The sequence below is a fragment of the Cytobacillus gottheilii genome (genome assembly GCF_900166665.1).
Lineage (GTDB): Bacteria > Bacillota > Bacilli > Bacillales > Cytobacillaceae > Cytobacillus > Cytobacillus gottheilii_A.
On record NZ_LT800494.1, the window covers coordinates 1871799 to 1895958 of the forward strand.

Annotated in this window: 26 protein-coding genes; 11 read left to right on the forward strand and 15 right to left on the reverse strand. The window is 33.4% G+C overall.

The annotated features are described in order from the left end of the window. Nucleotides 1–12 precede the first annotated feature (12 nt). The 15 genes from B7E07_RS23910 to B7E07_RS09200 all read right to left on the reverse strand — a co-directional run bounded on the left by B7E07_RS23910 (nt 13) and on the right by B7E07_RS09200 (nt 13231). Nucleotides 13–1806 (reverse strand): hypothetical protein, encoded by a 1794-nt coding sequence (locus B7E07_RS23910; protein WP_139785604.1) that lies wholly within the window; start codon nt 1804–1806, stop codon nt 13–15. Next, complete coding sequence (locus B7E07_RS09140; protein ID WP_080845567.1) at nt 1790–2719, reverse strand: hypothetical protein; 930 nt, start codon at nt 2717–2719, stop codon at nt 1790–1792. Before B7E07_RS09140 ends, B7E07_RS23910 begins: the two co-directional genes overlap by 17 nt. 175 nt (nt 2720–2894) lie before the next feature. Next, nucleotides 2895–3170 carry a hypothetical protein gene (locus tag B7E07_RS09145; protein ID WP_080845568.1) on the reverse strand — a complete coding sequence of 92 codons (276 nt, stop codon included), beginning with the start codon at nt 3168–3170 and terminating at the stop codon, nt 2895–2897. A 149-nt stretch (nt 3171–3319) separates the two neighbouring features. Continuing rightward, on the reverse strand, nt 3320–3655 hold the full coding sequence (locus tag B7E07_RS09150; RefSeq protein WP_080845569.1) for a hypothetical protein: 336 nt from the start codon (nt 3653–3655) through the stop codon (nt 3320–3322). Nucleotides 3656–3685: 30 nt separating this feature from the next. Then, complete coding sequence (locus tag B7E07_RS09155) at nt 3686–4924, reverse strand: hypothetical protein (protein ID WP_080845570.1); 1239 nt, start codon at nt 4922–4924, stop codon at nt 3686–3688. Nucleotides 4925–4927: 3 nt separating this feature from the next. Next, nucleotides 4928–5137: a YonK family protein gene (locus B7E07_RS09160; RefSeq protein WP_080845571.1), complete on the reverse strand. Its 210-nt coding sequence runs from the start codon at nt 5135–5137 to the stop codon at nt 4928–4930. A 129-nt stretch (nt 5138–5266) separates the two neighbouring features. Then, on the reverse strand, nt 5267–5923 hold the full coding sequence (locus B7E07_RS09165; RefSeq protein ID WP_080845572.1) for a PhoH family protein: 657 nt from the start codon (nt 5921–5923) through the stop codon (nt 5267–5269). 122 nt (nt 5924–6045) lie between these two features. Beyond that, on the reverse strand, nt 6046–6318 hold the full coding sequence (locus B7E07_RS09170; protein WP_080845573.1) for an HU family DNA-binding protein: 273 nt from the start codon (nt 6316–6318) through the stop codon (nt 6046–6048). Nucleotides 6319–6393: 75 nt separating this feature from the next. Continuing rightward, nucleotides 6394–6591, reverse strand: a complete 198-nt coding sequence (locus tag B7E07_RS23615) for a hypothetical protein (RefSeq protein ID WP_218970407.1) — start codon at nt 6589–6591, stop codon at nt 6394–6396. Nucleotides 6592–6651: 60 nt separating this feature from the next. Further along, nucleotides 6652–7470: a hypothetical protein gene (locus tag B7E07_RS09175; RefSeq protein WP_080845574.1), complete on the reverse strand. Its 819-nt coding sequence runs from the start codon at nt 7468–7470 to the stop codon at nt 6652–6654. Further along, entirely contained in the window at nt 7460–10240 is a 2781-nt protein-coding gene (locus tag B7E07_RS09180) for an RNA dependent RNA polymerase (RefSeq protein ID WP_080845575.1), read from the reverse strand. Before B7E07_RS09180 ends, B7E07_RS09175 begins: the two co-directional genes overlap by 11 nt. 13 nt (nt 10241–10253) lie before the next feature. Next, complete coding sequence (locus B7E07_RS09185; protein ID WP_080845576.1) at nt 10254–12101, reverse strand: competence protein CoiA family protein; 1848 nt, start codon at nt 12099–12101, stop codon at nt 10254–10256. Nucleotides 12102–12269: 168 nt separating this feature from the next. After that, nucleotides 12270–12557 (reverse strand): hypothetical protein, encoded by a 288-nt coding sequence (locus B7E07_RS09190; protein ID WP_080845577.1) that lies wholly within the window; start codon nt 12555–12557, stop codon nt 12270–12272. Between the two features lie 157 nt (nt 12558–12714). Beyond that, nucleotides 12715–12912 (reverse strand): hypothetical protein, encoded by a 198-nt coding sequence (locus tag B7E07_RS09195; protein ID WP_080845578.1) that lies wholly within the window; start codon nt 12910–12912, stop codon nt 12715–12717. Nucleotides 12913–13018: 106 nt separating this feature from the next. Continuing rightward, a complete protein-coding gene (locus B7E07_RS09200) occupies nt 13019–13231 on the reverse strand; it encodes a helix-turn-helix transcriptional regulator (protein WP_080845579.1) in 213 nt (70 codons plus the stop codon). Between the two features lie 215 nt (nt 13232–13446). On the opposite strand from B7E07_RS09200, the gene B7E07_RS09205 reads away from it, so the two are divergent. From B7E07_RS09205 to B7E07_RS09250, 11 genes are all read left to right on the forward strand, one after another. Further along, on the forward strand, nt 13447–13731 hold the full coding sequence (locus B7E07_RS09205; protein ID WP_080845580.1) for a hypothetical protein: 285 nt from the start codon (nt 13447–13449) through the stop codon (nt 13729–13731). Further along, complete coding sequence (locus tag B7E07_RS09210; RefSeq protein WP_080845581.1) at nt 13731–14855, forward strand: FtsZ/tubulin family protein; 1125 nt, start codon at nt 13731–13733, stop codon at nt 14853–14855. The genes B7E07_RS09205 and B7E07_RS09210 overlap by 1 nt, the downstream gene beginning before the upstream one ends. 191 nt (nt 14856–15046) lie before the next feature. Next, nucleotides 15047–15628 (forward strand): M23 family metallopeptidase, encoded by a 582-nt coding sequence (locus tag B7E07_RS09215; RefSeq protein ID WP_080845582.1) that lies wholly within the window; start codon nt 15047–15049, stop codon nt 15626–15628. Between the two features lie 230 nt (nt 15629–15858). Then, entirely contained in the window at nt 15859–16290 is a 432-nt protein-coding gene (locus B7E07_RS09220) for a helix-turn-helix domain-containing protein (protein WP_176215141.1), read from the forward strand. A gap of 83 nt (nt 16291–16373) precedes the next feature. Next, nucleotides 16374–16556 carry a DUF7394 family protein gene (locus tag B7E07_RS09225; protein ID WP_080845584.1) on the forward strand — a complete coding sequence of 61 codons (183 nt, stop codon included), beginning with the start codon at nt 16374–16376 and terminating at the stop codon, nt 16554–16556. A gap of 345 nt (nt 16557–16901) precedes the next feature. Beyond that, on the forward strand, nt 16902–18176 hold the full coding sequence (locus B7E07_RS09230; RefSeq protein ID WP_080845585.1) for a hypothetical protein: 1275 nt from the start codon (nt 16902–16904) through the stop codon (nt 18174–18176). Between the two features lie 11 nt (nt 18177–18187). Next, a complete protein-coding gene (locus tag B7E07_RS09235) occupies nt 18188–20407 on the forward strand; it encodes an FtsK/SpoIIIE domain-containing protein (RefSeq protein ID WP_080845586.1) in 2220 nt (739 codons plus the stop codon). Continuing rightward, nucleotides 20408–20557 carry a hypothetical protein gene (locus B7E07_RS23620; protein ID WP_176215142.1) on the forward strand — a complete coding sequence of 50 codons (150 nt, stop codon included), beginning with the start codon at nt 20408–20410 and terminating at the stop codon, nt 20555–20557. Between the two features lie 110 nt (nt 20558–20667). Beyond that, nucleotides 20668–20856 (forward strand): helix-turn-helix domain-containing protein, encoded by a 189-nt coding sequence (locus tag B7E07_RS09240; protein ID WP_080845587.1) that lies wholly within the window; start codon nt 20668–20670, stop codon nt 20854–20856. Nucleotides 20857–20867: 11 nt separating this feature from the next. Then, nucleotides 20868–23090 (forward strand): AAA family ATPase, encoded by a 2223-nt coding sequence (locus B7E07_RS09245; protein WP_080845588.1) that lies wholly within the window; start codon nt 20868–20870, stop codon nt 23088–23090. Further along, on the forward strand, nt 23080–23991 hold the full coding sequence (locus B7E07_RS09250; RefSeq protein ID WP_080845589.1) for a hypothetical protein: 912 nt from the start codon (nt 23080–23082) through the stop codon (nt 23989–23991). Before B7E07_RS09245 ends, B7E07_RS09250 begins: the two co-directional genes overlap by 11 nt. Nucleotides 23992–24160: the final 169 nt, after the last annotated feature.

Below are 24160 nucleotides of genomic sequence, written 5' to 3' on the forward strand. Positions count from 1 at the left end.
TCACCCCCTGTTTTAGAAATAAACTAGATCATCATCTAGGTCATAGACTTCCTCGGTTTCTTCTTTTTCCATAAATAAAAATATGTAATAAAGAGCATACGCCAAAGCTGAATATCTATCTTTATCTATCTTCTTTAAGACCTGCTTTACAGTAATTGACTTTTGAGTTGATTCTAACTTCAAGTTAGAAATCTCATCTATTAAATACTGAGTATGTATTCTTGCTTTATCTTCCTCTAAGTTGACGTTAGAGTTGACGGATTTACCCTTAATATCATCATTTATTTTTAATAACTTTAATTTTTCTGTTTCAACATAATCAATAAATGTGCGAATAATCTCTCCATTAATACCCTGTGCAGTCAAATCATATACCACTTCAATTGCTGGAGAGACATCGGGCTTCTGGTCTGTATTAATAGTGTCGAAACATCCTAATTCCTCATTTGTATCTGGGTCTGTGTGATCTTCTAATAGCCTGTCAATCAAGCCTTTACCAATTACGTTTCCATCAACTACTATTGCCTTAACTCTAGATTTGAACATGTCCGAGTTACCGCCATACGCATAAAATAGCCTTTTGACCATCAAACTTTGCTCTTTAAAGCTAAGACCGTTAGGGGGTTCAACAATATTTACAGCCTGAATTTGACGAATTGTACCTGTTTTATTTCTAATAATCTTTAACACTACGATTGCTGTTTTGTTGTTGCTTTGAGAGTTACTACGTGCTACGTCAACTCCAAAAATATATTCATTGAGTTCAAAGTTGCCCCGTTTGTCTTTTGGACAGTTTAACTCTGGTTTATCGATTGTTCTAATCTTTAATAATTTAGATATATTAACAAGAGCACCGTCTGTAGCACCAACCCACTTACTTTCATAGTTCATTGCGAAAGCAGTAGCAGAAGTGGTAGGGTCATTCTTTTTTGCTAACAATTGATTTCTAGTTTCTCCACGACCATAATGACACGGTAGCTCCCAACTTGCGCCAAGAACCATCTTTCCTTTAAGGTTTGCCGTTTCCTTAATCATATTTAAGATACGGTTGAATTCGTCTGAGCCTCTATATCCTGAAGTGGTTACAAAGTTAATCATCCCATTAAGTTCAAAGGGACTGATAACTGACATTTCACCAATGGTTCTTCTAGGAACGTTAACAACGGGTTCAAGAGCATCTTTAAATAATTCATTATTTAATAGGGCAGATTCTTCAATGTTCAGCCTGTGTCTACGCTGACCTTTTGTACTTTGAGCATTTGCTAAAATGGAATAAGTAGAACCAGATTTGAAAATTACCTCAGCGCTGTCCTTAGAAAAACTAGGTTTAACTATTTCATTTTGAAGAAGGGGGAACTTTTTCATAAGTTCCTTATGTTTGTCCTCACTGATTGAAGCAGCATTTTCTTTTGTTTGAGCCGACATAGCCACATTTATATCAGCAAAGAAAATGCAAGTATGGTAAATTGACATTAACTCAAGCATTGTCTTACCAAATCCACGAGGGAATACTCCATAAGTGCTGACAAATCTACTCATGCATCGAAGAAAAACACGCTGATCTAAATCAAGTCTCATTCCACCTTTTTCTGGCTTAATTAGGTCATAAAAAAGGTCTGGAAACCATCTAGCCCACTGTAAAAACTCAACCCAAGTTTCAAAGTTATCTTCAAAACTGTCTTTCTTTAAGTCACTAATTTTAACTTGACTATTGAATGCAGGATTGTCAGCTACTAACCTTGAAGATTCTTTAGTGAATTTAAAATTATCATCTTGGAAATTTTTGTAGCTACTCATCTTCTTCATTCACCTGCATTTCAGGAGAAGAATCCAATTCTTGAGATTCATAATCTTGTCTTCTTACTTCATAGAACTCGTAAATATCTTTATATGCTGCTTCCGGTAAACCTTCAAGATCACGAATATAATTGACATACAGCCACAAAGTAACATCAACTTTATCTTTTGGCTGTTCTGTAAACTTAGGGAGAAGAGGAATAATGTCCCTATGTTCTTCAACCATCCTAGATAATTGCCCAAAGCCATCTAGCCCCTTAGATAGATCAGCTTTACTCATCTGAGAGGGTTTAAGTTTTCCTGCTTCCGCAGCTTCTTTAGCCATAATTGACCATTCTTTTGCTTCTTTGAATTCACCTTTAGATTTAGCCAAAGTTTCTTTTACCTTATTAACGCAATACTCACGCAAATATTCTTCATGCATAGTTGTAGGAAGTTGGAAGCTTGGTTTTAGTTTTCTAAATTTTTTCTCGAATAGAATATATTCTTCATCTGGGTATCCATGTCCATAAATTTCCTTTAATTCCTTTAGTTCATCTAGCGGAACATCAGTTTCCACTACGTCAACAGAAGAGGAGGGAACAGGTGCTTTATTTTCTGTGTGTTGCTTTATTTCACTATCATTCATGCTATCTGCCCATGTGAGGTGACGAAAGTCCTTCATGTTTATCAGCTTAAAATAGGAACCGATTGGACTACCTTGTGTAAGCGATGATTGCCACAGACTAGCTACAAATGGCTTGTCTAACATCCTCAGCATGTTCTTTAAACTTTCAATATTATTAATATCAACCATTTCTTGAACACAAGATTTGCAAATTCTTAAACGCTCATCTGCATCAAGTGGACTATATGATTTATAAAATTCAGCCAATCTTTTAGGCGTTGTGCATTTTGAACAAGGCTTTTTGCCAGTTTCCATAATATTTATCCTCCTTTTTAGAGAATCTTTTTATTGGTACTCATCATCCTAAGAAAAAGGAGAGGGAGAAAACTTAGAAGATAAGTACCCATAAAAAGATTCTTAAACAAATCAAAAAGACACCCAACAAATTGTCAGGTGTCCATATAAAATCAGTATTTTAAATTATGTATTATTAAAATTCCTCTTCAAAATCATCATCAACATCGAGCATTTCTGCTATTTCTTCTTCCTGTATTATCTCTAACTGTCTTAAATTTTCTTTAGTTTGGTCAATTAGAAGTTCTCTACAAGACCAACGATTAACATCCTCGAAAAACATATATAATACTTCTTCCAAGGGAATTCCACGATCCAAGTTATAATGAATCATAGCAACATAATCCTCTACAATTTCCTCTGGAGTTTCCCGATTAGAAGGGATAATCACTACATTTGGACAATCTTCCATAATAAATAACCTCCAACTTATAAATGGGGAGGAAGAGGATTACATTTAGTAATCATACCTATTATTTCAATTTATTTTGTAAATTGTAAGCAAAACTGTATGACTTAATGTAAATCCAAACAAAACCGTACATTAGCCAATAGTTGATTTTATTCTTCACAGTCATCGCAACACTCACTGCAACCACAAGCAACTTTATCATCAATATCTTCTTGAATTTCTTCAATAAGCTCTACATGATTTTGAACGGTATCTTTAAGTGATTGCTGATATCCGATATCATAAGCCACTTCAAATCCATCATCGAAACCTTCTTGCATACCACAAGCAAATGCTTCATTAGTTAATTCACTTAGGATGGAATACAACTCTTCTTCAGATTCCGAATTAGCTATTGCATCAATATACGCAGTAACAAGGTCACAAAGAGGACAAATTGTTCCTTCTTGTTCTTCTAATTGTTTAAATTTAATAATTTTAGTCATGTGATCTCCTTTAGGGATAATTTATTTTTATTAAATATAATAAATCGCTTCTAGAGCAGAAGGGGAGTATTCAAACAATTGGAATCTCTTATGAGCACCTACAAACCCATTATCATCGTGCCAATCATCTGTCTTGCCTTTAGTTGATAATGTACGAACTAATACGCCAAACTTATCTTTAGCTGCTTCAGTATGTAAATGTCCAGTATGTATTTCAACTACTTTTGCATTAGCCATTGGCTTACCAAAATCAGAAAGAAAATTTTCATGAATACGATTAGCACCTTTGTGACCATGAGAGTATCCTAGGAAAATATCATTCCATATATAAGCCTTGCGAACCTTTTTGCTTGTGTCAAACTCAATGTCTGGGAATTTTACCTCTAAAGTTTTAACTAAAGCCCAACTCATTGAGTCATCATGGTTTGCGATTGAGTAACTACAGTCCACTTTATTAGCTTTAACCTGTGCTTCATCGATTAACTCAGCATAGAACCTAAACGCATCATCCCAAGCCTTATCCATATCAACTTTTTCAATAGGAGTGCCACTTGAAGTCTTCCCATCAAATCCGTTGTTGTGAAGGAGATCCTGTCCAATTATGAATAAAATTCGATCCCATTTCTTGCTTAAAATCTTGTCATAAATCTTATCTCTGACTGGAATATAATCTTCATATGTATTTACACCAAAATGCATATCAAACAGGGGAATCTCTAATAATCCTTCACCGTCTGTATTAATTGTTTCAATATGTACAGGAGTGATCTCTTGTTTAGCTTTCGCAAGGAACTTATCAATATCGAAACCTACAACTTTAGGTTTAACGGTAATTTTACTAGAGTATAGAGTCTGAACGCCATCTTGTTTACTATGTACATTCCAGATATTATTACGAGCATTAACCAATTCCCAAGCTTTAGAATCAAATCCATGAGCAGAGAGGAGGTAGTCAACATCTTTAGATTGTTCAGCATTCATGCGAATTAGTTTATCTGACTTATGAGAACCGTCAGCAAGTATTTCAGTAGTTTCTTTATACTGAACATTCTCATCCTCTGACATTCTTTCTAATTCTTTTGCTTCCTCTTCGATTTTCCATCCTGCTGCATACTTTCTTAAGCTTTCAGCAGAGTGTTGGAATTCAAACATTTCCTTAATATCTAACCAATCCGTATTGTGGAGCTTATTTAGTTTATCAATTGCTACTCTTTTCAGATGACTGAACGCAGTTTCGCCTTGTAATCTATCGAAATTGTATTCTGTCATAGATTAATCCTCATCGCCTTCGGGGAAGTGTTCGGATACCTCATTGAAAGTGATATCTACTCGTCTGTTTTCACCTGCGAATCGAGCAAGTTCAGTCATTAAGTCAAATTCTCTTTCTTCTTCATCTTTCTTCTTAGGCATCTCTGTTAGAGTCATTTCCTCTAAATCAATAACTACATTGCTATATTTTCGGTTTAAAGTATCTTTAGCCATATCGTAAATCCATCTCCTTTTAATCTAACACTTTAATTTATTTTTATTGTGAGAGTAGAACGCTGCGAGCGCATAGTTTTAGCCATGCACTATATGTATCAATGGTTTAATTCGAAGCAACGCAAATTATTACCATTTTAATTCATCTGCATGTTGAGCTAACTGACCTCTAAAATTAACAGTTAGATTACACACTTTTGCATAAGGTTCATTTTCAAAATGATTGAGGTAGGGGATAAATCCTGACTTTTTAGGATCTTTTAAATCACACTGACCGTCGTGACCAATCATTACAACTTTCACATCATTATGTATTCTGGTTAATACTTTCTTCAATTCACCGCGAGTAAAGTTTTGAGTTTCATCGATAATGACTAATTTATTTCCTTTTATGTTTGTTCCTCTGGCAAATGTGTGAGACATTGCTTGAACCCATGCATTGCCATTCTTTACGTTATCGATGTTGTCTTCATAAACTAAAGAGCGCTCTGGATCTTCGTCAATCTCATATAAAGCATCCTTTAAAGGTACAATGTACTTCGCTTCTTTTTCTTCAACCGTTCCCGGAGTATATCCAAGTGTTTTCTCTTCAACAGGGGAGAAGATATAAACTAATTCTCTTTCAAGAAATCTTGCAGCCATTACAGCTAAAGTTGTTTTTCCTGTACCAGCTTTAGCGTTAACGATTGTTAATTGATTATCAATAATTGAATCGACATAATCCTTCTGTTCATTTGTAAGCTTACTTGCGTATCCAAAGAACAGGTTGTTTTTAGGGAGTGGCATATGATTTCCTCCGATACCATAAGGTAGATTTTATGAGACAATATAAAAAGAGCAGGGAAGAGGACTCCCTACTCAAAACGACAATGTTTCACGTGAAACATTAATTTATTTACAATATAAAATTATAGAACTAATTCTTTCAGGTGTTTAGATGGCTTAAATGCTGGAGTTTTCTTAGCCGGAATTACAATCTTTTCTTTAGTTTGAGGATTAACTCCATTTCTTTCTGCACGTTCAACAACTACAAGTTTACCTAAGTCAGCAAGAGGAACTTCTCCATGTTCAACTAAAGCGTCTTCGATAAGTTGAAACACTTCCTGTAAACGCTGTTCTGCTTCTTTCTGTGATACCTCTAATTTTTCTGCTGCAAACTTCTTAAATTCTGTTTTGTTCATGTGTTAATATCTCCTTTTATATCAATTTATTTTTAATTAAAAATATAAAACTGCTTTTTTATTGCGTTATGTATGTTAATTTTCCTTGATAAAATACTTTTTCTTAGGCTTTTCAACAACACCAAATTGTCCAATGAAGGTAGGACGCTTCAGATACTCGTTAATTTTCTCATTGGTTATGTATTCTTGTTTGGGTGTTTCGGCTTTTTGTTTCATGACATTGATAGCAATCCTCCTTAGTTTCTCATGATAGAATAGTGTTTTCTCTATCATAGTAACAGAAAAACTAAAAATGGCTGAAACCCTTGGGAGAGTAAGCTCTGTTGGGTTCTTCTAACGGTGGTTAATTCTAGTTTTGTTGTATTTTCTATACTTTTCAAGCTCATTTTGTTTAGAACAAACCTTGCAAAATTCTTGTCTGTTTCCATTGGGTCGAATTGGCACTCCACAACTTTCACATTCTTTAACTCTATTCTCGCCATGAAACAAATCATAATAATAGCCAATCTCATTGTACTCTTTAACTATAATTCCATTGCTATCATCAGTCGGAATATCATACATAAACAGCAATTTAATGTTACCGTTATTAGCAATCTCAACAATCTCTTTTTCATGGAGCAGCCTAACTAAGTCATGAATATTCTTTACTTTCGATTTCTTTCTCTTATCAAAAGTAATCTTTGCTACAGAAACTAGATCTCTATAATTCTTATATCCTCCAAAATAATACTCGTTACTCTTGGTTTCTCCATCTTTGATTTGCAGGTAACTTCTAAATAATCTTTGCAAGACGAGAAGGGTAAAAACTACTCGTTTATATTCATGTGACAATTCTAAGGTATCTATATAATTTAATTCTGGTAGGGATACTGTTAAACTATCAATCTGAACAATTTTATTATGTTCATTCATTCCATGAGATACTGCATTATTAATGATTTTATAATGAATAGCCGGGTTGTACTTTTTCATCCCACGCTTACAAAATTCATGCAATCTATTTTTGATTTCAACTTCATTGCATCCTAATTCTCGATAATGTCTTGAGAGCAGTTTTAATTCTGTGCTGAAAAACTTAGAGGTAAACTTTTTTGCATTTAGTATGTCCGTTATGTAATCTCTATCCTTATATTGGTACTTATTCAACATCTAATTCCACCTTTCTCATAGTGTAGCGATTGTTCAGGTACTCTATTTCTCCTGAGTTAGAAGGGAAGGGAAGATACACACTTCCTGTTTTGACCTTTAAATTTTCTACAATCTCTTCACCATACATAGACCACAAGACTTCTTTGCTAATCGCTCCATTATCCTCATAAGCCATTTTGATTAAGTAATCGACTAATTCCTGTTGATTAACACAGATGGGAAGGAGACTTTTCTTAAGATTCTCATATGCTTCGGAAATTTTTCTTTTCAATTCTTCATTCTGTTCGTCTCTGTTACTTTCTGTATTTGTAGATGCTTCTTCTTCACTAGATTTTCTAAATGTGTTTAATTTCTTTAAAATTTCAGCGACTTTTTTATCATCCAATATTATATTACCATTATTCATTAATCTTTTATGTATTTCTGGATCTTCTTCATTGCCAACAACATTTCTAATTCCGAAATCAATTGACTCTATGTATCTGCAAATCTTGTTCATTGTGCAATCACTGTCAATAACGGGGGAGTATTGCTTATATTTTCTTAGAAACTCTATTTGCTCAGGTGTTTTTCTGGGCAAGTTTTTCAATTCTTCAATACCTATTCCAAACAATTGCCTACAAGTAGTGTCTTGATTGTTGTGATATTTCTTATATTTTCTGCGTGTATTTTTATAAAGATAGGTAAAGAAGTAGGGATGCTTATGTAATAGAACCTTATTTAAAAACTCTTTTTCTTTTCTAACTTCATCTGAGTCAGTATCTTCGACTCTATTGTATTTGAGCCATATATTTGGTATAGATTTAACTTTTCGACCTATCTTAGCTTTATCGATTTGCGCCGACTGTAGCTTAGTGCTCATCTGAATTCTCTTTAGTGTTGTTTCAAATTCAGGAGTGCCTTCATCAAGTTGAGCAAGCAAAGCATATCCACTTGTACTCTTGTTGGTAATCTGACCAATTTCAGATCCAAATGAATGCAAATCAGCGTTATATAAATCTCTCTCTTTGAAGTTAATCGCATTTGACTTAGGTGGAGTATAAGTTATTGGCAATTCATCTTGATACACTCCATTGACGATATTTTGTTCCGAAGTAGTAGCAATGATGTCAAAATCAAAGTCGCTGCCAGCCCAGTTCATTGTTTCATGTCCATGAACATTTACAATAATTCCAGTGGTGTTGTATTTGTACCAATAATCCAATTCTTCTTTCTGCATAAGATTCAACACAACATGTTCGCTTCGATAGGTGAGAGGTGCTCTCATGGAATCAACCTTTTTAACTCCTTTTTGATTCCAGTAATTAGCGTAATATTCTCTTTTGCCAAGCAATCCTGTGACCTCTTGACCGCAAACATGCTGCATCATTGCGTATGGATCTGATACGATGACTTGAAAGTTACCATCGACCAACACTTCTCCCAAGCAAGCTCGTTTGATTTTCTTCTTAATCAAGTCGTAGATTTTTCTTTTAATCCATTTGTCACTGATAAGAGCATTGTCCAACATTAAAGCCTTACCCCAATGATTCTCACTATCTTTTATGTATCCTAAGACTTTATCTTCCGTTATTTCTTTGCCAAGAAGGAAGAGGAGGGTGTAATTTATATCTTTGGATGTTACGCCAGTGAGCCAGTCAACAGTCTTTTTACACAGTGATTCAATCTGAGAATCATTAAGCTTTACAGTTTGCAAAAACTGATAATTCATCTTGAGAATATCTTTGTCTTTCTTTGGACTGACTAATGAGATTCCCCAATCTAATTTATTTATATTACAATTTTCCTGATACTCCTCAATACTCGAAAATGACTTCCATAGCTTAAATTGACTTTCTGAAATAATTACATCTATTTTAGAAAGATCGGCTAAAATCGGCTCACCATTCTCATCCTTATAGGATGTTTTAATTATGTAATTTCCATTGTTCTTTTGCTCACAAAATGCCTTTATGTCGAAAGTTGAAAGCATTCCCTTTATGTAATTCTGCCTAATACACCACTGAGAGGGGATATAGTCTAGACCTAGCTCTTCAGCCCATTTAGTTGCCATTTCAATACTTATGATACCTTGTCCGTCAAACCGATTAAACATTTCAGTGATAGTCTTTTCTCCAATAATGTCATCTTTATTTATTTCTGTTTCAGTAACAAAGTTAACTTTTACATCGGTAGGGCTTTCATAGTCCGGCACTAGACAGAATCTAGGTGTAGATACAACTGACGTTGAACTTGTCACCAATCCTTTGTATGCGTTGAATTTGGAAGGTACTAACTTTACATCTTTATTTCTACCGTTATCAAATATTTCATCAAGTTTATCTGCCATGTTAGTTTCACAGAAGATAACCGTAGAAGATCTAGCTTGACCAGCAGAGCAGGTGAGTCTTCTGTATTTCAATCCATTTAATTTCAATTTATTTCTGAATAAGTACCTGTAATGTGCTTTGTTTTCAATTACAATGCTTACAATTTCAGGGACGTAGAGCATTTCATTGATTTTCGTTTGCAATTCTTTAATTTTTGTTAAGTTTTCTTCGGAGTGGTTCTGCCTCTTTAGAAACTTGAGCTGCTTCTTTAATCTTTCAAGTACTTCATGGTCAAAAACTTGTTCTTTGATATTTCGTAAAGATCTAAACAATTGACTATCAAACATTGAAATGACTTCTTTGTTTGCTTTGGCTTGGTCAAATGTTAGGTTAATATCATAGTTGAATTCTGCCAATCTTGATGACTTGAATTTATATGTATAGAAAATTTGTTTTTGCAATAAGTTGTCCTCCTTATCTAATCTGATTTTTTCTTTTTATTCTACAAGCTTTACATCTCTTCGGTATCTCAAAGTCCTTATTTAGAAAGAATCGTATCTCGCCTCTTGAAAGATTTAATTTTCGTGAGCAATCAACGCAATTATATCGATTTAATATATCGAAGATTATATTAGCAATCATATCTGTAAAGTACTCGAACATCGACTCTGGACTTTCTTGAATTTTAATGACGCTTTTATTCCATGTTTCTTTGTCTTCTAATTTGAGATTCTCACTAATGGGGATTAGTACGTTGTTATAGATAAAATATTCTTTCGTGACAGGTTCAATTCGACTATCTCCGGATCTCGCCTCAAATTTTATTCTAATTGCTTCTTCAGATTCGAATCTATAAGAAAAATATACATCGAGGTATTTTTTCTTTTTTTTCATACCTATATAGCCTGATGGGACATAGTATACATCTGTCCTAATGGTTTTCCTGTTGTATCTAACTTCTAATTCTCTTAAGACTTCTGAAAATCTTCTTTCCAATCTCAAATTAGAACTTCCTAAAACTAGCTTTTCAATTTCGCTAGTTAAGTATACTTGAATGTAATTATAGTCATTTGAATAAACTATATCATCTTTAATATAGAGGTCTTTTTTTCTTCCCCCAAGACTCAAATCTACATACGTTTTTTGAAGATGGTAACTGTTTAAATAAATTGAATAACAAGAATCATAGTTCCTATATTTACTTCTTAAGTTATCGATTACCTCGTTTAATGTGGAATTATTTTTAGCGTCATTATGTCTTTTACGATCTAAATAATCAGCTTTTAATTGTTTTATTTTCCCACTTACTATTTGTGTAGCACTATTTGCATCATGTCGCATAGTGTCAATTTCAAAGGAACTTGATCGTGACACATAGTCAAACACATAATCGAATCGAATAACTTTGGTTTGTAATTTTTTCCACTTTATAATATCAATTAATTGTACTGTAAACATTTCACTTTTGTTATTTTCTTCTAAGTAGTTTACTATAATATTAAATAGTTCTTCAGCTTTAAGTTTTATGTAGTCTTCAAAAATATTACTACATTCTTGTTTTCTGAGTATTTTCTTTACGATTTCTAAGTCATCTTTTTCTATGATTTTGATAATATTTACTATGTCAAGTATATTTCTTGAGTTCTCCTTGTATTTAATTAATTCGTCCCAAAACCAGTCTAATTTTTTAAGTCTTTCTTTTGTTGTGGTATTAGTTTCACTACTCAATTCTTCTTTGTGTTGCCCAATATTACTATAATAAGCGTCATTTTTCTTTATGTTAAAGCACTTACCACTGTAGAAGAGTGCTTTAAATGTTAAGTCGCTATTCTTATTTATTAACTGTTTAATGTCGATCTCAACTACAATATTTCTCAGTTCTAGCCAAATGTCTAAATAATCCCTAATCTTCTTTTTGTTACTAAATGCCATTTCAATATAAATTGTATTTCCACACTCAGTCAGTATTGTTATATCAGGTCTGTAAATCTGATCTCCAACTTTGTATGATTTTTCAATCAAAATATCTTTTACTATATAATTTCTTTCTTTATCAGAAACAACAGTAAACTTATCACCCTGTTCTAGAAATTTATTTTTAAACCAGAAGTGCATTTGAGACTCCGAATTACATTTAGTCGCATCAATATGAGCAAAGTGGGGAGTAATTCGTTTAGATTCAATTGCTTTTGGATTTAAACTTGAACCACAAACAGGGCAGTTATATGTACTTTTCTTATTGGATTCATTTATTTCGTCAATTGTAATGATGTCTCCATTGTCATTCTTGGCAAACCACAGTTTTACATTTTCATAATTCATTTAGATCCTCCCAATATTAATTTCCCCCTTAATCGTTTCTAAACTCAATTTCCTTTATCAGCTCTTATAATTTCTTTAACGAGATATCTCCCTAGACTATACCTATTCAAATATTGTTATATAATTTATTTATTATAATTAATCAACAAAACTAAACTTAAAATCGATTCACTTATTCTTATGTAAATTCTTCATTCTTTCCGAAGCAGCCAGACGTTGTTCCTCACTCATTTCTCTCTTTTCACCTTTACGGAAAGAAACTTGATTTCCTTTAAGTTCAAACTTGATTGAAAGGGGAGACTCACGACCATCTTCATATGTAGGAACAACATTATCAATCCCTAAAAGCTTCACAATCTTAGTAATATGGGGCGGAAAGCAACTGTATCCAATCCATTTACCTGTATCAGCTTCAAAAACCAAACTTGTTTCTTGTTCTTCTTTAGCAAATCCCATTAATTATTCCTCCTTAAATTTTAAAATCAATTCTAAGCTCATTTCCCTTACTCAACTCTTATAAAAATAACCCTAATAATCCAACCTAGACACTTAGTATTCAAAACCAATTAAATTTATTTTCCTAATTAAACAAACAGCAATTCTCACCAATCAATTAATATACTAATCTCATCTTTTTAACTAAACTCTTATATGTATATTTCAATTTATTTACGATGTGTAAGTTGTTAAAACTGCCATTCCATATGTATTCCTCATATAAAGACTGCTCATTTTCGTCTGCAAGGTTGTCCAATATTAACTGCTCCAGATAATAAATCACATCCTCATCTCTGAATTTGTGCTTTTCCATGTGTTTTCACCTCCGATTCCCTAAAATTTGTAACTTGTCTATTATAATATCAATTTATTTCTAATTAGTCAATATAGTTTCAAATAAAAATTGAGGGATAGGATAGTTATTCTTCTATATTTGTATGTAGATCATCGACCTTACAATTAAGATATTTTGCTATTTTATGTGCCCTCACCAAAGTTGGAAAGGAACGACCTGTAACCCAATTGGAGACAGTTTGTACATCAACGCCCAGTGCTTTTCCTAACTCTTCCTGACTTACTTCTTTAATAACCATTAGCTTTTTTAGATTTGACTTCAACAATTCCTTATTCACTCCTATTATATCCCTCCTTTCAAATATACCTTCTACGCTATATTATATCAATATTTGTCCAAATGACTACATAAAATTTATAAAATTATAAAAAATATTTATGATAATACTTGCATTATTTATAAAAATGGAAATATAATGAACCCATATCATTGAATATCAACAATTATCAGTAAACATTTTTGTCGATATTCAAGTATCAAGGAGGATATTCAATGGATAAATATTTCAACGCAATAGTCGATGGATTGAATCTACAAGACATTGAAGTTTTAAATGTTCTCACATCTACAAGAGCAACCTCATTATTATCTGCAATTACCCGAAAGGAAGTGAATGATAAAGTTTCTTATTCTGAAGCAATTTTTAGAAAGACTCTACAAAGATTAGAAGCTATTAAATTTGTAAATGTTGTGACTGGCAACAAAGAACATTCAATCTACGCAACTGAATTTGGTCAAAATGCAATCAATCTTATAGCAGAAAGGAATGAAGTGTAATGTTTATTTCATTAATCGGGTTAGGGCAAGCTGGAGGCAATGTCTGTGACTTAGCAGCACAAAGAGGAATGTATACTGCCGCAATAAACTTCTCACAAAAAGATCTTGATTCATTAGAAAGTGTAGAAAGAAAACTTAAATTAGTTGGCTCTGAAGGGATAGGGAAGAGAAGGGAAAATGCTCTAGAGTTAATGAACAATAATTATGATTTAATGATTAACTTTGTCAAAGAGAACTTCTCACACTCTTCAATAGAAATAATTGTTGTTCCGTTTTCAACTGCAGGAGGGAGTGGGGCAGGGATTGCACCTGTATTTCTAAGTTTGTTGATGAATGCAATGCCAGAAAAGGTTTTCGTAGCTATGCCGATTCTCCCTGATAAGAAAGAAGTTTATACCAGTCAGCGTAATAGTTTAGAGACATTTGATGATTTATCAAAATTAGATATTTTAGTTTTACCTTTAGATAATCATAAATCAAGAAAGATAACTCAATCTAACAGCAAAGCTACTTTATATAAGAAAGCTAATGAGTTTGTTATCGATCAATTTGAACGGATTAACAACTATTTTGAATTAAATTCCCAATATGGAATTGTAGACAAGAGAGATGTTAAAAATGCTTTCTCGCAAACAGGAGTAGCTACAATAGGTATTACCGATATATCGAAAGTATCTCTAAATATGGATATGAGTGAAAATGGCATTGCTAATAAGATAAAAGGATCTTGGATCACTTCACTGTTTGCTGATATTGATATGGAGAAGGTTACGAGTGCAGTATTTATTTTTGAGGGACAGGAAAGACTCATGGATTCAATCAACTTAGAAAAAGTGTTTGATGGATTTAAAAATAGAATGCCAGTTAATTTGTATGAAGGATATTACATTGGAGAAGGTGGGACAGTTTTAACTATTCTAACCGGATTGAGGTGGTGTAATTCACGATTAAAAGAGATAGATGATATCTTGCAAGATACAACTGGAATCTTAGACGCTGTTTCGGATAATGAAAAATATGAAGCAATTTCACTAAGGCAGTCAGCACCAAAGCAACAAGTCCAGTCAAAGTCCAAAGTACAAGATATTAGCTCCCTTATCGGTCAATTCAAACGTACTAATTAGTATTCTGAAAAACTTAAATTATATTACCCACTCATTACCCAAATAGCCAAATTTCATTACCCATTATCATTACCGCCCTGTGGGTAATGAAATTTCGTTACCCAGATATGATAATTATAAAAATACACTTTCTAATTTTTCGGTAACAAAACTATAAATTTAATTTTCTACAAAAATAAGGAGAGTTAGTCATGTATAAAATAACATCTAAGTTTCTGCAGCAAGAAGGCTTTCGTTCTTCCAGTCATAAAGGTATCGATTTTTCAATGCCGAATGGAACTCCACTTAAATCAATTAGAGATGGTATTTGTCACATAAGAGACTATGGCAGTACAAACGCTGGCAAAACTGTCCTAGTTGAATGGGAAGACGGTAAGACGGCTGTATACGGTCATCTAAGTGACTTTGCAGTCACGGAAGGGCAAAGGATTAGTGCAGGAGACTTGATTGGTTACAGTGGCAACAGTGGCTTTGTACAAGGGGCTAATGGCGGCTACCATCTTCACTTCGGATTAAAGGAGAACGGACAATTCATTGACCCTTCTCCTTATGTATCCGATATTCAGAACATGAATAGCAAAGGTGAAATTTTGCAACAGGTAGCCGAAACAAAGATTAACTTTATGGATTACTTTCAGCAACATATGGATTTAATCGGAAATCAGCTCATCGACCTGAAAGCCAATTTTATAAACTTCCTAATATTATCTGATTATTCTCCAATCATACAGTTGCTGAAGAATATTGTACAATTTATCTTTTTCAATATTTAAACGTTCAAAGTCTATATACTGCAACTTATCGAATTCAATCTCCCAAGACTGCTTTTCTTCGACCCACCAGTGTTTCAAGCAAATCACCCCTGAGTTAATTTATTTATTTCTATTTGAACTATCACAAATTTCATCAATAAGACGATCTCCATCATTACGTTTAGTCATTTTTAAGTTCCTCCAGTAGTAATAATGGTAATATCATGTCCTTTGTAGAGGAGATTTATACTATGACTTATAAAAAGGTAAACCTATATCTAAAAGAGGAAATCATGGAAGAAATTGAAGACATACTCAAATACAGGAGAACTAGATATGCTTTATATAATCCTATAGAGCTAGAAGAAATTACTGCAGAGGATTTTGTAGCAGGCTGTGTGATTTTCTATATTGATCAGATTAAATCAATACACGACTTGTCCAATATCAATGAGCTAAACGAAGACTCCCAATTGCAAAACAAACTAGATGAATTATTAAAGCAAAAGAACATTAGTCAAAGAGAGCTTTCTGAAATGACAGGTATTGTGCCAAGTAACATTAACAACTATGTAAAAAATAGAAATCAACCAACACTTGATCATTTTTTAAGAATATGGATTTCTCTTGATTGCCCTCCGTTAACTTGGTTATTGCACCGGATTCCAGTTTTGAAAAAATAATTCTATATATGGAATAGGACAATTTTCTAGGCGAATATCCTATGAATACAATAAAGTATAAAAACATCAAGGAGTGAGACATCATGATTACTTCACTATTTATCATTGGTAGTGCAATTAAAATAGCAGCCGTTTGTGGTGCAGGAATTGCTGGTTCAGAAATGTTGAAATTTTTACATGAATTCAACCCAAAAACTAAAAAGAAAGGTGATAAAAATGACGATATCGGTCAACTTCTGCGTGAAAAATCCAAAGAGTTATCTTAATTATCACCTTTCTAGTTTTAAGGTAAACGAAAATTTTACAGACCGAATCTTAAAGGAGGTGAAACAGCTAACGCAAAAAGAAGCGAAGAAATACGGCAAAATAGCAAAGAGTTTCATAGCAACATCAATCAGTTTCCTGACATTATCATCAAGATCAATGGCAGCAACTACAGTTACAACAAACACAACTCAACAAGCAATCAACATGGGGTTACCAGCAGAGCTAACAGAGCCATTAATGGAATTAATAAAATTAGCAATGGGAGGCTCGCTACTTCTAACCATCTTACTTCTAATCGCAGCAGGTGTAATGATTCAATTCAAGAAGAAAAAAGAAGGTATAGAGTGGAACAATCTAATAATCAAAGGTTTCATCCAAATACTTATCAGCACACCTCTCGTATTCCTTCTCTACTACATCGTGACAACGATTTTAGGAAGCAATTTCATTCAATTCTTAAATCCATTCTAAATAAACCAATATTTAAAGTAGCACCAGTAACCGTTTTTTCTTCAGCATTCTTAGGATCATCATTTGCTAGTGCATCAACATGGGATACAATCACTCGCAAGAAAGGCATTCTAACTCATGATTATTCAGGTAATGAAGAAACTACCTTACTAGGCTTAGGAGAGATTATTAAGAACATATCTGCAGCTATTGAATGGCTAAAGGACATTAAGACTCACATCTATGAATTTTCAATTGACATTTTTGCATTTGTTTTTGAAATGTTAATGGTAGTAGGATTACAGACTCCAAGTTTTATATTTAACAATAGTTTCACCATCAGCACGACACAGATATTTTCGATCATTTCAATTACTATTATCATTTTACTTACAATCTTTGAATCTCTTGTGCAAATGGGCAGCAAAGTCACAAAACAACAATATACAAAATTTACAGATATTATAAAGAGGTTGCCTATTGCAGTAGGTGTTGCTGGATTTGCTCCATTCCTGTTTGAATTTTGCTTTAAGATGATAAATAAATTAACAAGAGGTATCTCCAAAATTGGAGGAGATATTCTAAGTGGCAGCTCTTTAAAAGAAATAGTAAGCCTAAGTGGGGTAGATGTTCTAGGGATGCTTTTGTTTGACTTTGTAGCTTTAGGTTTACTCATTCCTATTCTTTTGCAATCAGGCAGACGTTGGTGGGATTTATTTACTTTATCTGCAGTTAGTCCTTTAGCTTTCACAGCATGGATATTTGACCGACACAGACATTTACATTCTCAATGGTGGAATACAATCAAACGATTATCAATGGTTCAATTAGTATTTGCAACATTTATCACATTAATGGGGGTATTTCTTTACAGTGCGAGATTCATCTCTGCAGATATGTGGGTGTATAAAATTCTAATCATACTAGGGGGCTTATACCGCATTGCAAATCCTCCTCAGTTTGTTAAAGCTTATAGCAGAGGTGAGGACACTGCAGGTATATTTGATGCATACACTAAAACTTTCAAAGGAGTATATGATACTGTTACTTTTAAAAAATTTGCACCATTGAATTATTACAGAAAACAAAAAGGGTTGAATTTGCAGCGTAACGTTTTGAGAGCAAAGCATGGTAAACGATTTGTGGACGATTTAATTAAGGGTAAATAGGAGGGGAAAAGTTGCTTAATTGGCTATTGCAGAAAGAGAATAAAATCACCTATAAGAATACAACCTATTCGATTGATCAGTTTGACTCCAGCCTGTTAGAAAGGATTATTAAATCACGATTTGCATCAGAAGGTACATTTGCAATTGAACAGTTAACCAATGAAGGGGAATCCCATCTGACACTCACAACCCCTTCATTGGAAAAATTTGATTTTCAAACAACCGATAGGAGTGTTGAAGAATATATCCTTGAAGGGAAAATATATCAATTATCTCTAAGTAAGCATTATTATCTTCCGCTCTTCACTGGTGTCACAGTTGATATATTAAATGTACTAGAGGAAACACAATGCGATACATTTACTCAAATACTAATAACAAAATCATCGAACTGGAGAGAAGAGGCAATAGTTAGATATGAAAATTATTTGAATGGTATTGATTCTCCTATTGGAGTAAAAGTTTTAGACAAAATACAGTCTAAATTAGTGGGAGCATTAGGAAAAATCAGCAACACAGAATTCAAAAGGCAGCAGTTTGAAGAAATTGAACAAAAAATACTTCAAAATGGCTATCAAATGGAAATTAGAATTGTGCTTTTAGATGGTTCGGAGACAGAATTAGAAAGATTCATAACAAATAAATTATCCAAAACGGATATGTTTAATTCATTGGAATTAGTAACAGCAGAAGAATCAATTTCAAAGCATATTCAAGATATGACATTTCAACCTACGATGAAGCAAATATTTTCTGAACAAGAAGTTTGCTCGATCTTATCAAATGTAGAAAGTATTACAGTACCAGTTGAAACCATGAAGCTTAACGAATCGCCTGTTTCTGCCAATACAAACGAATTACTGAATAGAGCAATAGACTTCCTACCTTCATATCCAAGAAAAGAAGAGAAAATAACCGAGGATACTATTGTAAGCCTTCAATCAGCATTCAAACGAGTCAAGATCACAGATACAGATATCAAGATACTGTCATCATTCCAAGGGGCAACATTGAATAGGTTTCAAATCGAGATACCGGAAAACGTTAATTACTCCAATATACAGAAAAATTTAACAAACCTACAAGCTGCAATGGGAGATGAAAGTGTTAGTATTGAAATTGGAGATCAGCCAAATACTTTTAACCTTTATATGCCAAGGATTAACAGAGATATTATTTGGCTGAAGGATATTTTACAATCTGATGTATTCAAAAATCATCTTTCTAAGTCAGAGTTGCCGATAATATTAGGTGAGAAAACATCTGGTGAGATTGAGCTTGCTTGTTTGGCTGACTTAAAGCATCTTCTTATTGCAGGAGCAACAGGTTCAGGGAAATCAGTATTCCTAAACATCTTAATTATTGTATTGTTGTTAAGTGTTGACCCTGAATTACTAAATGTCATCCTTATTGACCCAAAGCAAGTTGAATTTGAACAGTACAAAGACTTTCCGCAAGTGAGTAATGTGATTACAGATCCAGAAGAAGCAGTATCTATGGTTGAGTCCCTTTGTGTAGAAATGGAAATGAGGTATAAGGAGTTTACTAGGCTTAAAGTTAAGAATATTCAGCAGTATAACCGTAAGTCCAATGTAAAAATGCCGTATATAGTAACCGTGATTGATGAATATGCTGATTTAATGATGCAAAATAAAGATGTAGAAGATCATGTGGTACGATTAAGTCAAAAATCTCGTGCTGCCGGAATACATGTCGTATTAGCAACACAGAAACCTTTGAGTACAATTGTAACTTCTGTATTGAAAAGCAATTTACCATCTGCCATTAGCTTTAGATTGAAAACATCGTCTGATTATAAAACAGTTTTCGGTGGCGGTGTTCCGTTTAATCTACTAGGCAAAGGAGATGGAGTGGCTAAATTAGAAGGTCAGATTAAGGAGTTTGAACGTTTCCAGTCACCAGTTATCACTCTTGACGAAAATGAGGAGGAATTGATTTACGGTAATTTGCTAGAACATTTTAAAGATGCGAAAAAACAAGTACCTGTAGACATTGTTGAAGAGGAAAAACCTATTGAAAAGTTAAAGAAAATAATTGCTAATACAGGCGAAACTAAGCTAGGTGTGTTGAGGGAGCAAATGAAAATTAGAATGAACGATGTGACTGATTTAATAAAGGAATTAGTGGAAGAAGGTTGGTTAGAAAAGCAAGGGAAAGGTTATGTAGTCGTAGCTGAAGAAAATGAATTATCAAAATGGAGGGATCATTAAATGAAAATAAATGTTAATAAGATTAAGGAAACTTGGGAAATGGATTGGGATGTTGATAATGTGTATTATAAGGTTGAGGAAGATAAAATAATTAAGATTAATATAGAAACAGGAGAAGTTTTTAGCTATAAATTTGCGACAGTGCATTAAATTGCGCTGTTTTTTCTTTATTTTATCAATTTATTTACAATACGTCACTTGATTATTAGTCATAAATAAATTAATATTAAACTATCAACTTATTGAAAGGAGGACGGAGTGTGCTAACAGGGAAGCAACTGAAGATAAAACGCATTGAATTAGACATAAAAGCAAAGGAAATTGCAGAGTTTTTAGGCATTTGTAAGACTTATGTAAGTAAAATGGAGCGAGAAGTGCAAGGAATACCAATACATATGTATGAAAAGTGGTACGGTTATTTGCTTAGTATTAAAAATAAATTGATATAAGGAGAGGCTATATGAGCGAAGATATTGAATTGAAGGTTAAAGTTGATAGGAAAATGTTTTACAATAGTGAATCATCTTGGGGAGTATTTGCTTTAAAGCCAGTCACAAATAAGGATTTAGTGAAACTGAATGATTATAATAACTTTGTTGTTAATGGAAACATGCCTGAATTGTTTGTTGATAAGGAATACGATATAAAAATACGCCCCTCCACTCATCCAAAGTATGGAGATGGCTATTCTATTGTTCATGTTACGTACCAAAAGCCTACATCAATTAGCGAGCAGCAGGAATACATAAGAATCATGCTTACAGAGAAACAGTCAAGTGCCATTCTTGAAAAATACCCTAATCATTTAATACTTGATATGATGAAAGACGGTACGTTTGATTACAATGGAGTAAAGAATATTGGTGAGAAAAATTATAAGAAGATCAAAGGATACTTACTGGACAACTTGGATATTCAAGAATCACTTGTTGAGTTGAAGGATCTAAATATTACATTTGCATCAATGAAAAAGTTAGTTGAGCACTTTGGTACACCAGAAGTTGTAGTAAAGAGAGTGCAAGCGAATATCTACTCTTTATGCGAGGTTAAAGGGTTTGGTTTCTTAAAGGTTGATGCTTATGCATTGAACAGGGGAGATGACAAAGAAAATCCTAACCGGATTATTGCAGCCATTAATTTTGTATTAGCATCAGAAGAATCTAACGGAAACACATGGATTAGCCGTTCAGCATTACATAATAAATTAATTGAATTATTACAGGTTGGCGAGGATGTTGTTAATTCGGTGGTAAATGGATTAGCAAATAATAAACAATTCTACTTAGATGAAAACAGAGTAGCTTTATATAAGAACTATTTCTATGAACGAGAAATAAAGAAACGTTTATACAGGTTACATAATGCTAAATCTAAATTGCATATTAAAGATGTCGAGAAGAAGATAGCTGAAGCTGAGAAGTTAGCAGGAATTATATACTCAGATGAACAGCGAGAAGCTATTCAGATGGCAGTTGAAAACAATGTCTTTATTTTGAACGGTAAAGGTGGAGTAGGGAAAACAAGTGTCTTGAAAGCTATATTGAGTGTACACAATAATTATAAACATGCTTGCTGTGCATTGTCTGGTAAGGCAAGTAAGATAATGTCCTCATTAGGGTTAAATGCTTTTACAATACATAGATTGCTAGGGTTTGATCCGAAGTTAGGATTTAAACATAACGAGAAAGAGAAATTGCCTTATCATGTAGTGGTTATTGATGAAGCAAGTATGAGCAATGTGTATTTAATGTATTCAATTATTTGTGCAATTGAGGAAGGTATGAAGTTAATTATTGTGGGCGATGGTGGACAACTTGAAGCCATTGGAGCCGGAGCTGTATTTAGTGATTTACTTAAATCGGAAGTATTCCCACAGAAAGAATTAACACAGGTTCACAGACAAGCTGCTAAATCAGGAATATTGTCTTCAGCAAATGAGATCCGTGAGGGCAGACAAATTGTTGATACTTCAACTTTAGGTAAACAAGTGTATGGAGAGTTAAAGGATTTTGTTTTGTTTCCATTAGCAGATAAGCAAGCCATAAAAGAGTTAACTCTAGATGTCTGCAGAACCTTTTTGAATAAGAACATAGATGATTTTCAAGTCATTACTGCACTAAAGGCTAGAGGCGATATATCTGTAAAGACACTTAATAATGAAATTCAAGCAATATTTAATGATTTGAATAAGCCTTCTGTTAAGCGTGGAGCATATGAGTACAGGGAAGGTGACAGAGTAATTCAAAGTGGAAACAATTATGAAGCTGGTGAAAACTTTGACATAAGTGTGTTCAATGGAACCATTGGTAAGATTGTAGATTTAGAGAAAGCAAGAAATGATAAGGAAAAGGATAAGTTATATATCAAGTTTGAGGGAATTGATGAAGTTATTTGCTACATGAAAGAGCAGATTGACCAAATTGAATTAGCTTATGCAATTACTTGTCACCGTTCACAGGGTTCAACAATTCCATATACACTATTTGTATTTGATTATAGCGCTTATACTTTGCTCAACAGACAATTCGTGTATACGGGACTCACAAGGGCAAGTAAAGGATGTGTAGTAGTTTGTGAGGGTAGAGCTTTAAGACATGCCGTTAGGACTGATTCTGCTGGTAGACGGAACACATTTTTATTGGATATGCTTATGGAGGAGGAAGTTGATTTGAGTGTCAGATAATATTAGAAATAAATTGATTTACAACGAGAAAGAATCTAAGTTATTCTTGCCCAATGAAATATTCGAAGATTTACAGGCGAGTGGGATTAAAAATAAGCACATTCCACTTGCTTATTCCTATTATTGCTTAGTCAGTTGGCTATACAGATATGCGAAGTATGGAGTTATTAATGGACTAGACAATAAAGTTATCAAACAAATATTAGGATACAGTCCAACATATCCAGAGATTGATTACATAATTAAGAAGAATGGTTTGCTTGATACTTTAGGGTATACAGAAACAACAAAGAATTTCCCTATATTGTGGACATATGAGGATAAGATTTTAAATTTTGATTTACTTAGTGACTTTGAAGAAGATGTACAGAAAATGATTAAGCAGCAACATAGTAGGAAGTATACAGTCAAATATCCGGTTAAAGCATTTTACAGAAGCAAAGAGTCGGAAGAAGATAACTATGAAGATGGGACATTCTTTGAAGTAGACAACACTCACCTTGTTCCATTTGAAGTGTTTATGTTCTGTATGAGTAAAAAGGAGTTAGGATGTACTGGCTTCTACTTGTGGAGTTATTTGCAGATGCAGAATCAGAAGTTTTCTGGAGGATATGATGTAAGTTTGGATGATTTAGCTAGTGAGGTGAAGATTGCTAGAAGCACAATGTGTGAATATCTTGGCTCACTTAGAGAATATGAAATGATTAAATGTCAGCACAATCAGGATTACTTTTGCTTGGCATTGAGCAATGACGAGAAAAAGGCTAATACATATGTGACTTGTGATTGGACTAGCTTCAGTGAGCAAAAGTGTAAGGTTAGTAGAATGAAGGTAATTAGTGTAAAAGAATATGAGAAGATCAAGGAAAACAGGGAAGAGCTGAGTGAGTTATTTATATGAAATTGAATAATATAGGAATCTGGACTAAATATAATATAGAAACAATTGAATATTACATAATTAAATTAATAAATAAAAGTAGAAAGTGTATGTATATATTATATGTAGTACAGAAACCTATATTATTCGGAATTAGATTAAGTCTGATGTTGAAAATAAATTGAAGGAG

Coding starts and splice junctions, on each gene's coding strand:
- B7E07_RS23910 (WP_139785604.1), bottom strand. CDS start 1,806: ATGAAGAAGATGAGTAGCTACAAAAATTTCCAAGATGATAATTTTAAA.
- B7E07_RS09140 (WP_080845567.1), bottom strand. CDS start 2,719: ATGGAAACTGGCAAAAAGCCTTGTTCAAAATGCACAACGCCTAAAAGA.
- B7E07_RS09145 (WP_080845568.1), bottom strand. CDS start 3,170: ATGGAAGATTGTCCAAATGTAGTGATTATCCCTTCTAATCGGGAAACT.
- B7E07_RS09150 (WP_080845569.1), bottom strand. CDS start 3,655: ATGACTAAAATTATTAAATTTAAACAATTAGAAGAACAAGAAGGAACA.
- B7E07_RS09155 (WP_080845570.1), bottom strand. CDS start 4,924: ATGACAGAATACAATTTCGATAGATTACAAGGCGAAACTGCGTTCAGT.
- B7E07_RS09160 (WP_080845571.1), bottom strand. CDS start 5,137: ATGGCTAAAGATACTTTAAACCGAAAATATAGCAATGTAGTTATTGAT.
- B7E07_RS09165 (WP_080845572.1), bottom strand. CDS start 5,923: ATGCCACTCCCTAAAAACAACCTGTTCTTTGGATACGCAAGTAAGCTT.
- B7E07_RS09170 (WP_080845573.1), bottom strand. CDS start 6,318: ATGAACAAAACAGAATTTAAGAAGTTTGCAGCAGAAAAATTAGAGGTA.
- B7E07_RS23615 (WP_218970407.1), bottom strand. CDS start 6,591: ATGATAGAGAAAACACTATTCTATCATGAGAAACTAAGGAGGATTGCT.
- B7E07_RS09175 (WP_080845574.1), bottom strand. CDS start 7,470: ATGTTGAATAAGTACCAATATAAGGATAGAGATTACATAACGGACATA.
- B7E07_RS09185 (WP_080845576.1), bottom strand. CDS start 12,101: ATGAATTATGAAAATGTAAAACTGTGGTTTGCCAAGAATGACAATGGA.
- B7E07_RS09190 (WP_080845577.1), bottom strand. CDS start 12,557: ATGGGATTTGCTAAAGAAGAACAAGAAACAAGTTTGGTTTTTGAAGCT.
- B7E07_RS09195 (WP_080845578.1), bottom strand. CDS start 12,912: ATGGAAAAGCACAAATTCAGAGATGAGGATGTGATTTATTATCTGGAG.
- B7E07_RS09205 (WP_080845580.1), top strand. CDS start 13,447: ATGGATAAATATTTCAACGCAATAGTCGATGGATTGAATCTACAAGAC.
- B7E07_RS09210 (WP_080845581.1), top strand. CDS start 13,731: ATGTTTATTTCATTAATCGGGTTAGGGCAAGCTGGAGGCAATGTCTGT.
- B7E07_RS09215 (WP_080845582.1), top strand. CDS start 15,047: ATGTATAAAATAACATCTAAGTTTCTGCAGCAAGAAGGCTTTCGTTCT.
- B7E07_RS09220 (WP_176215141.1), top strand. CDS start 15,859: ATGACTTATAAAAAGGTAAACCTATATCTAAAAGAGGAAATCATGGAA.
- B7E07_RS09225 (WP_080845584.1), top strand. CDS start 16,374: ATGATTACTTCACTATTTATCATTGGTAGTGCAATTAAAATAGCAGCC.
- B7E07_RS23620 (WP_176215142.1), top strand. CDS start 20,408: ATGAAAATAAATGTTAATAAGATTAAGGAAACTTGGGAAATGGATTGG.
- B7E07_RS09245 (WP_080845588.1), top strand. CDS start 20,868: ATGAGCGAAGATATTGAATTGAAGGTTAAAGTTGATAGGAAAATGTTT.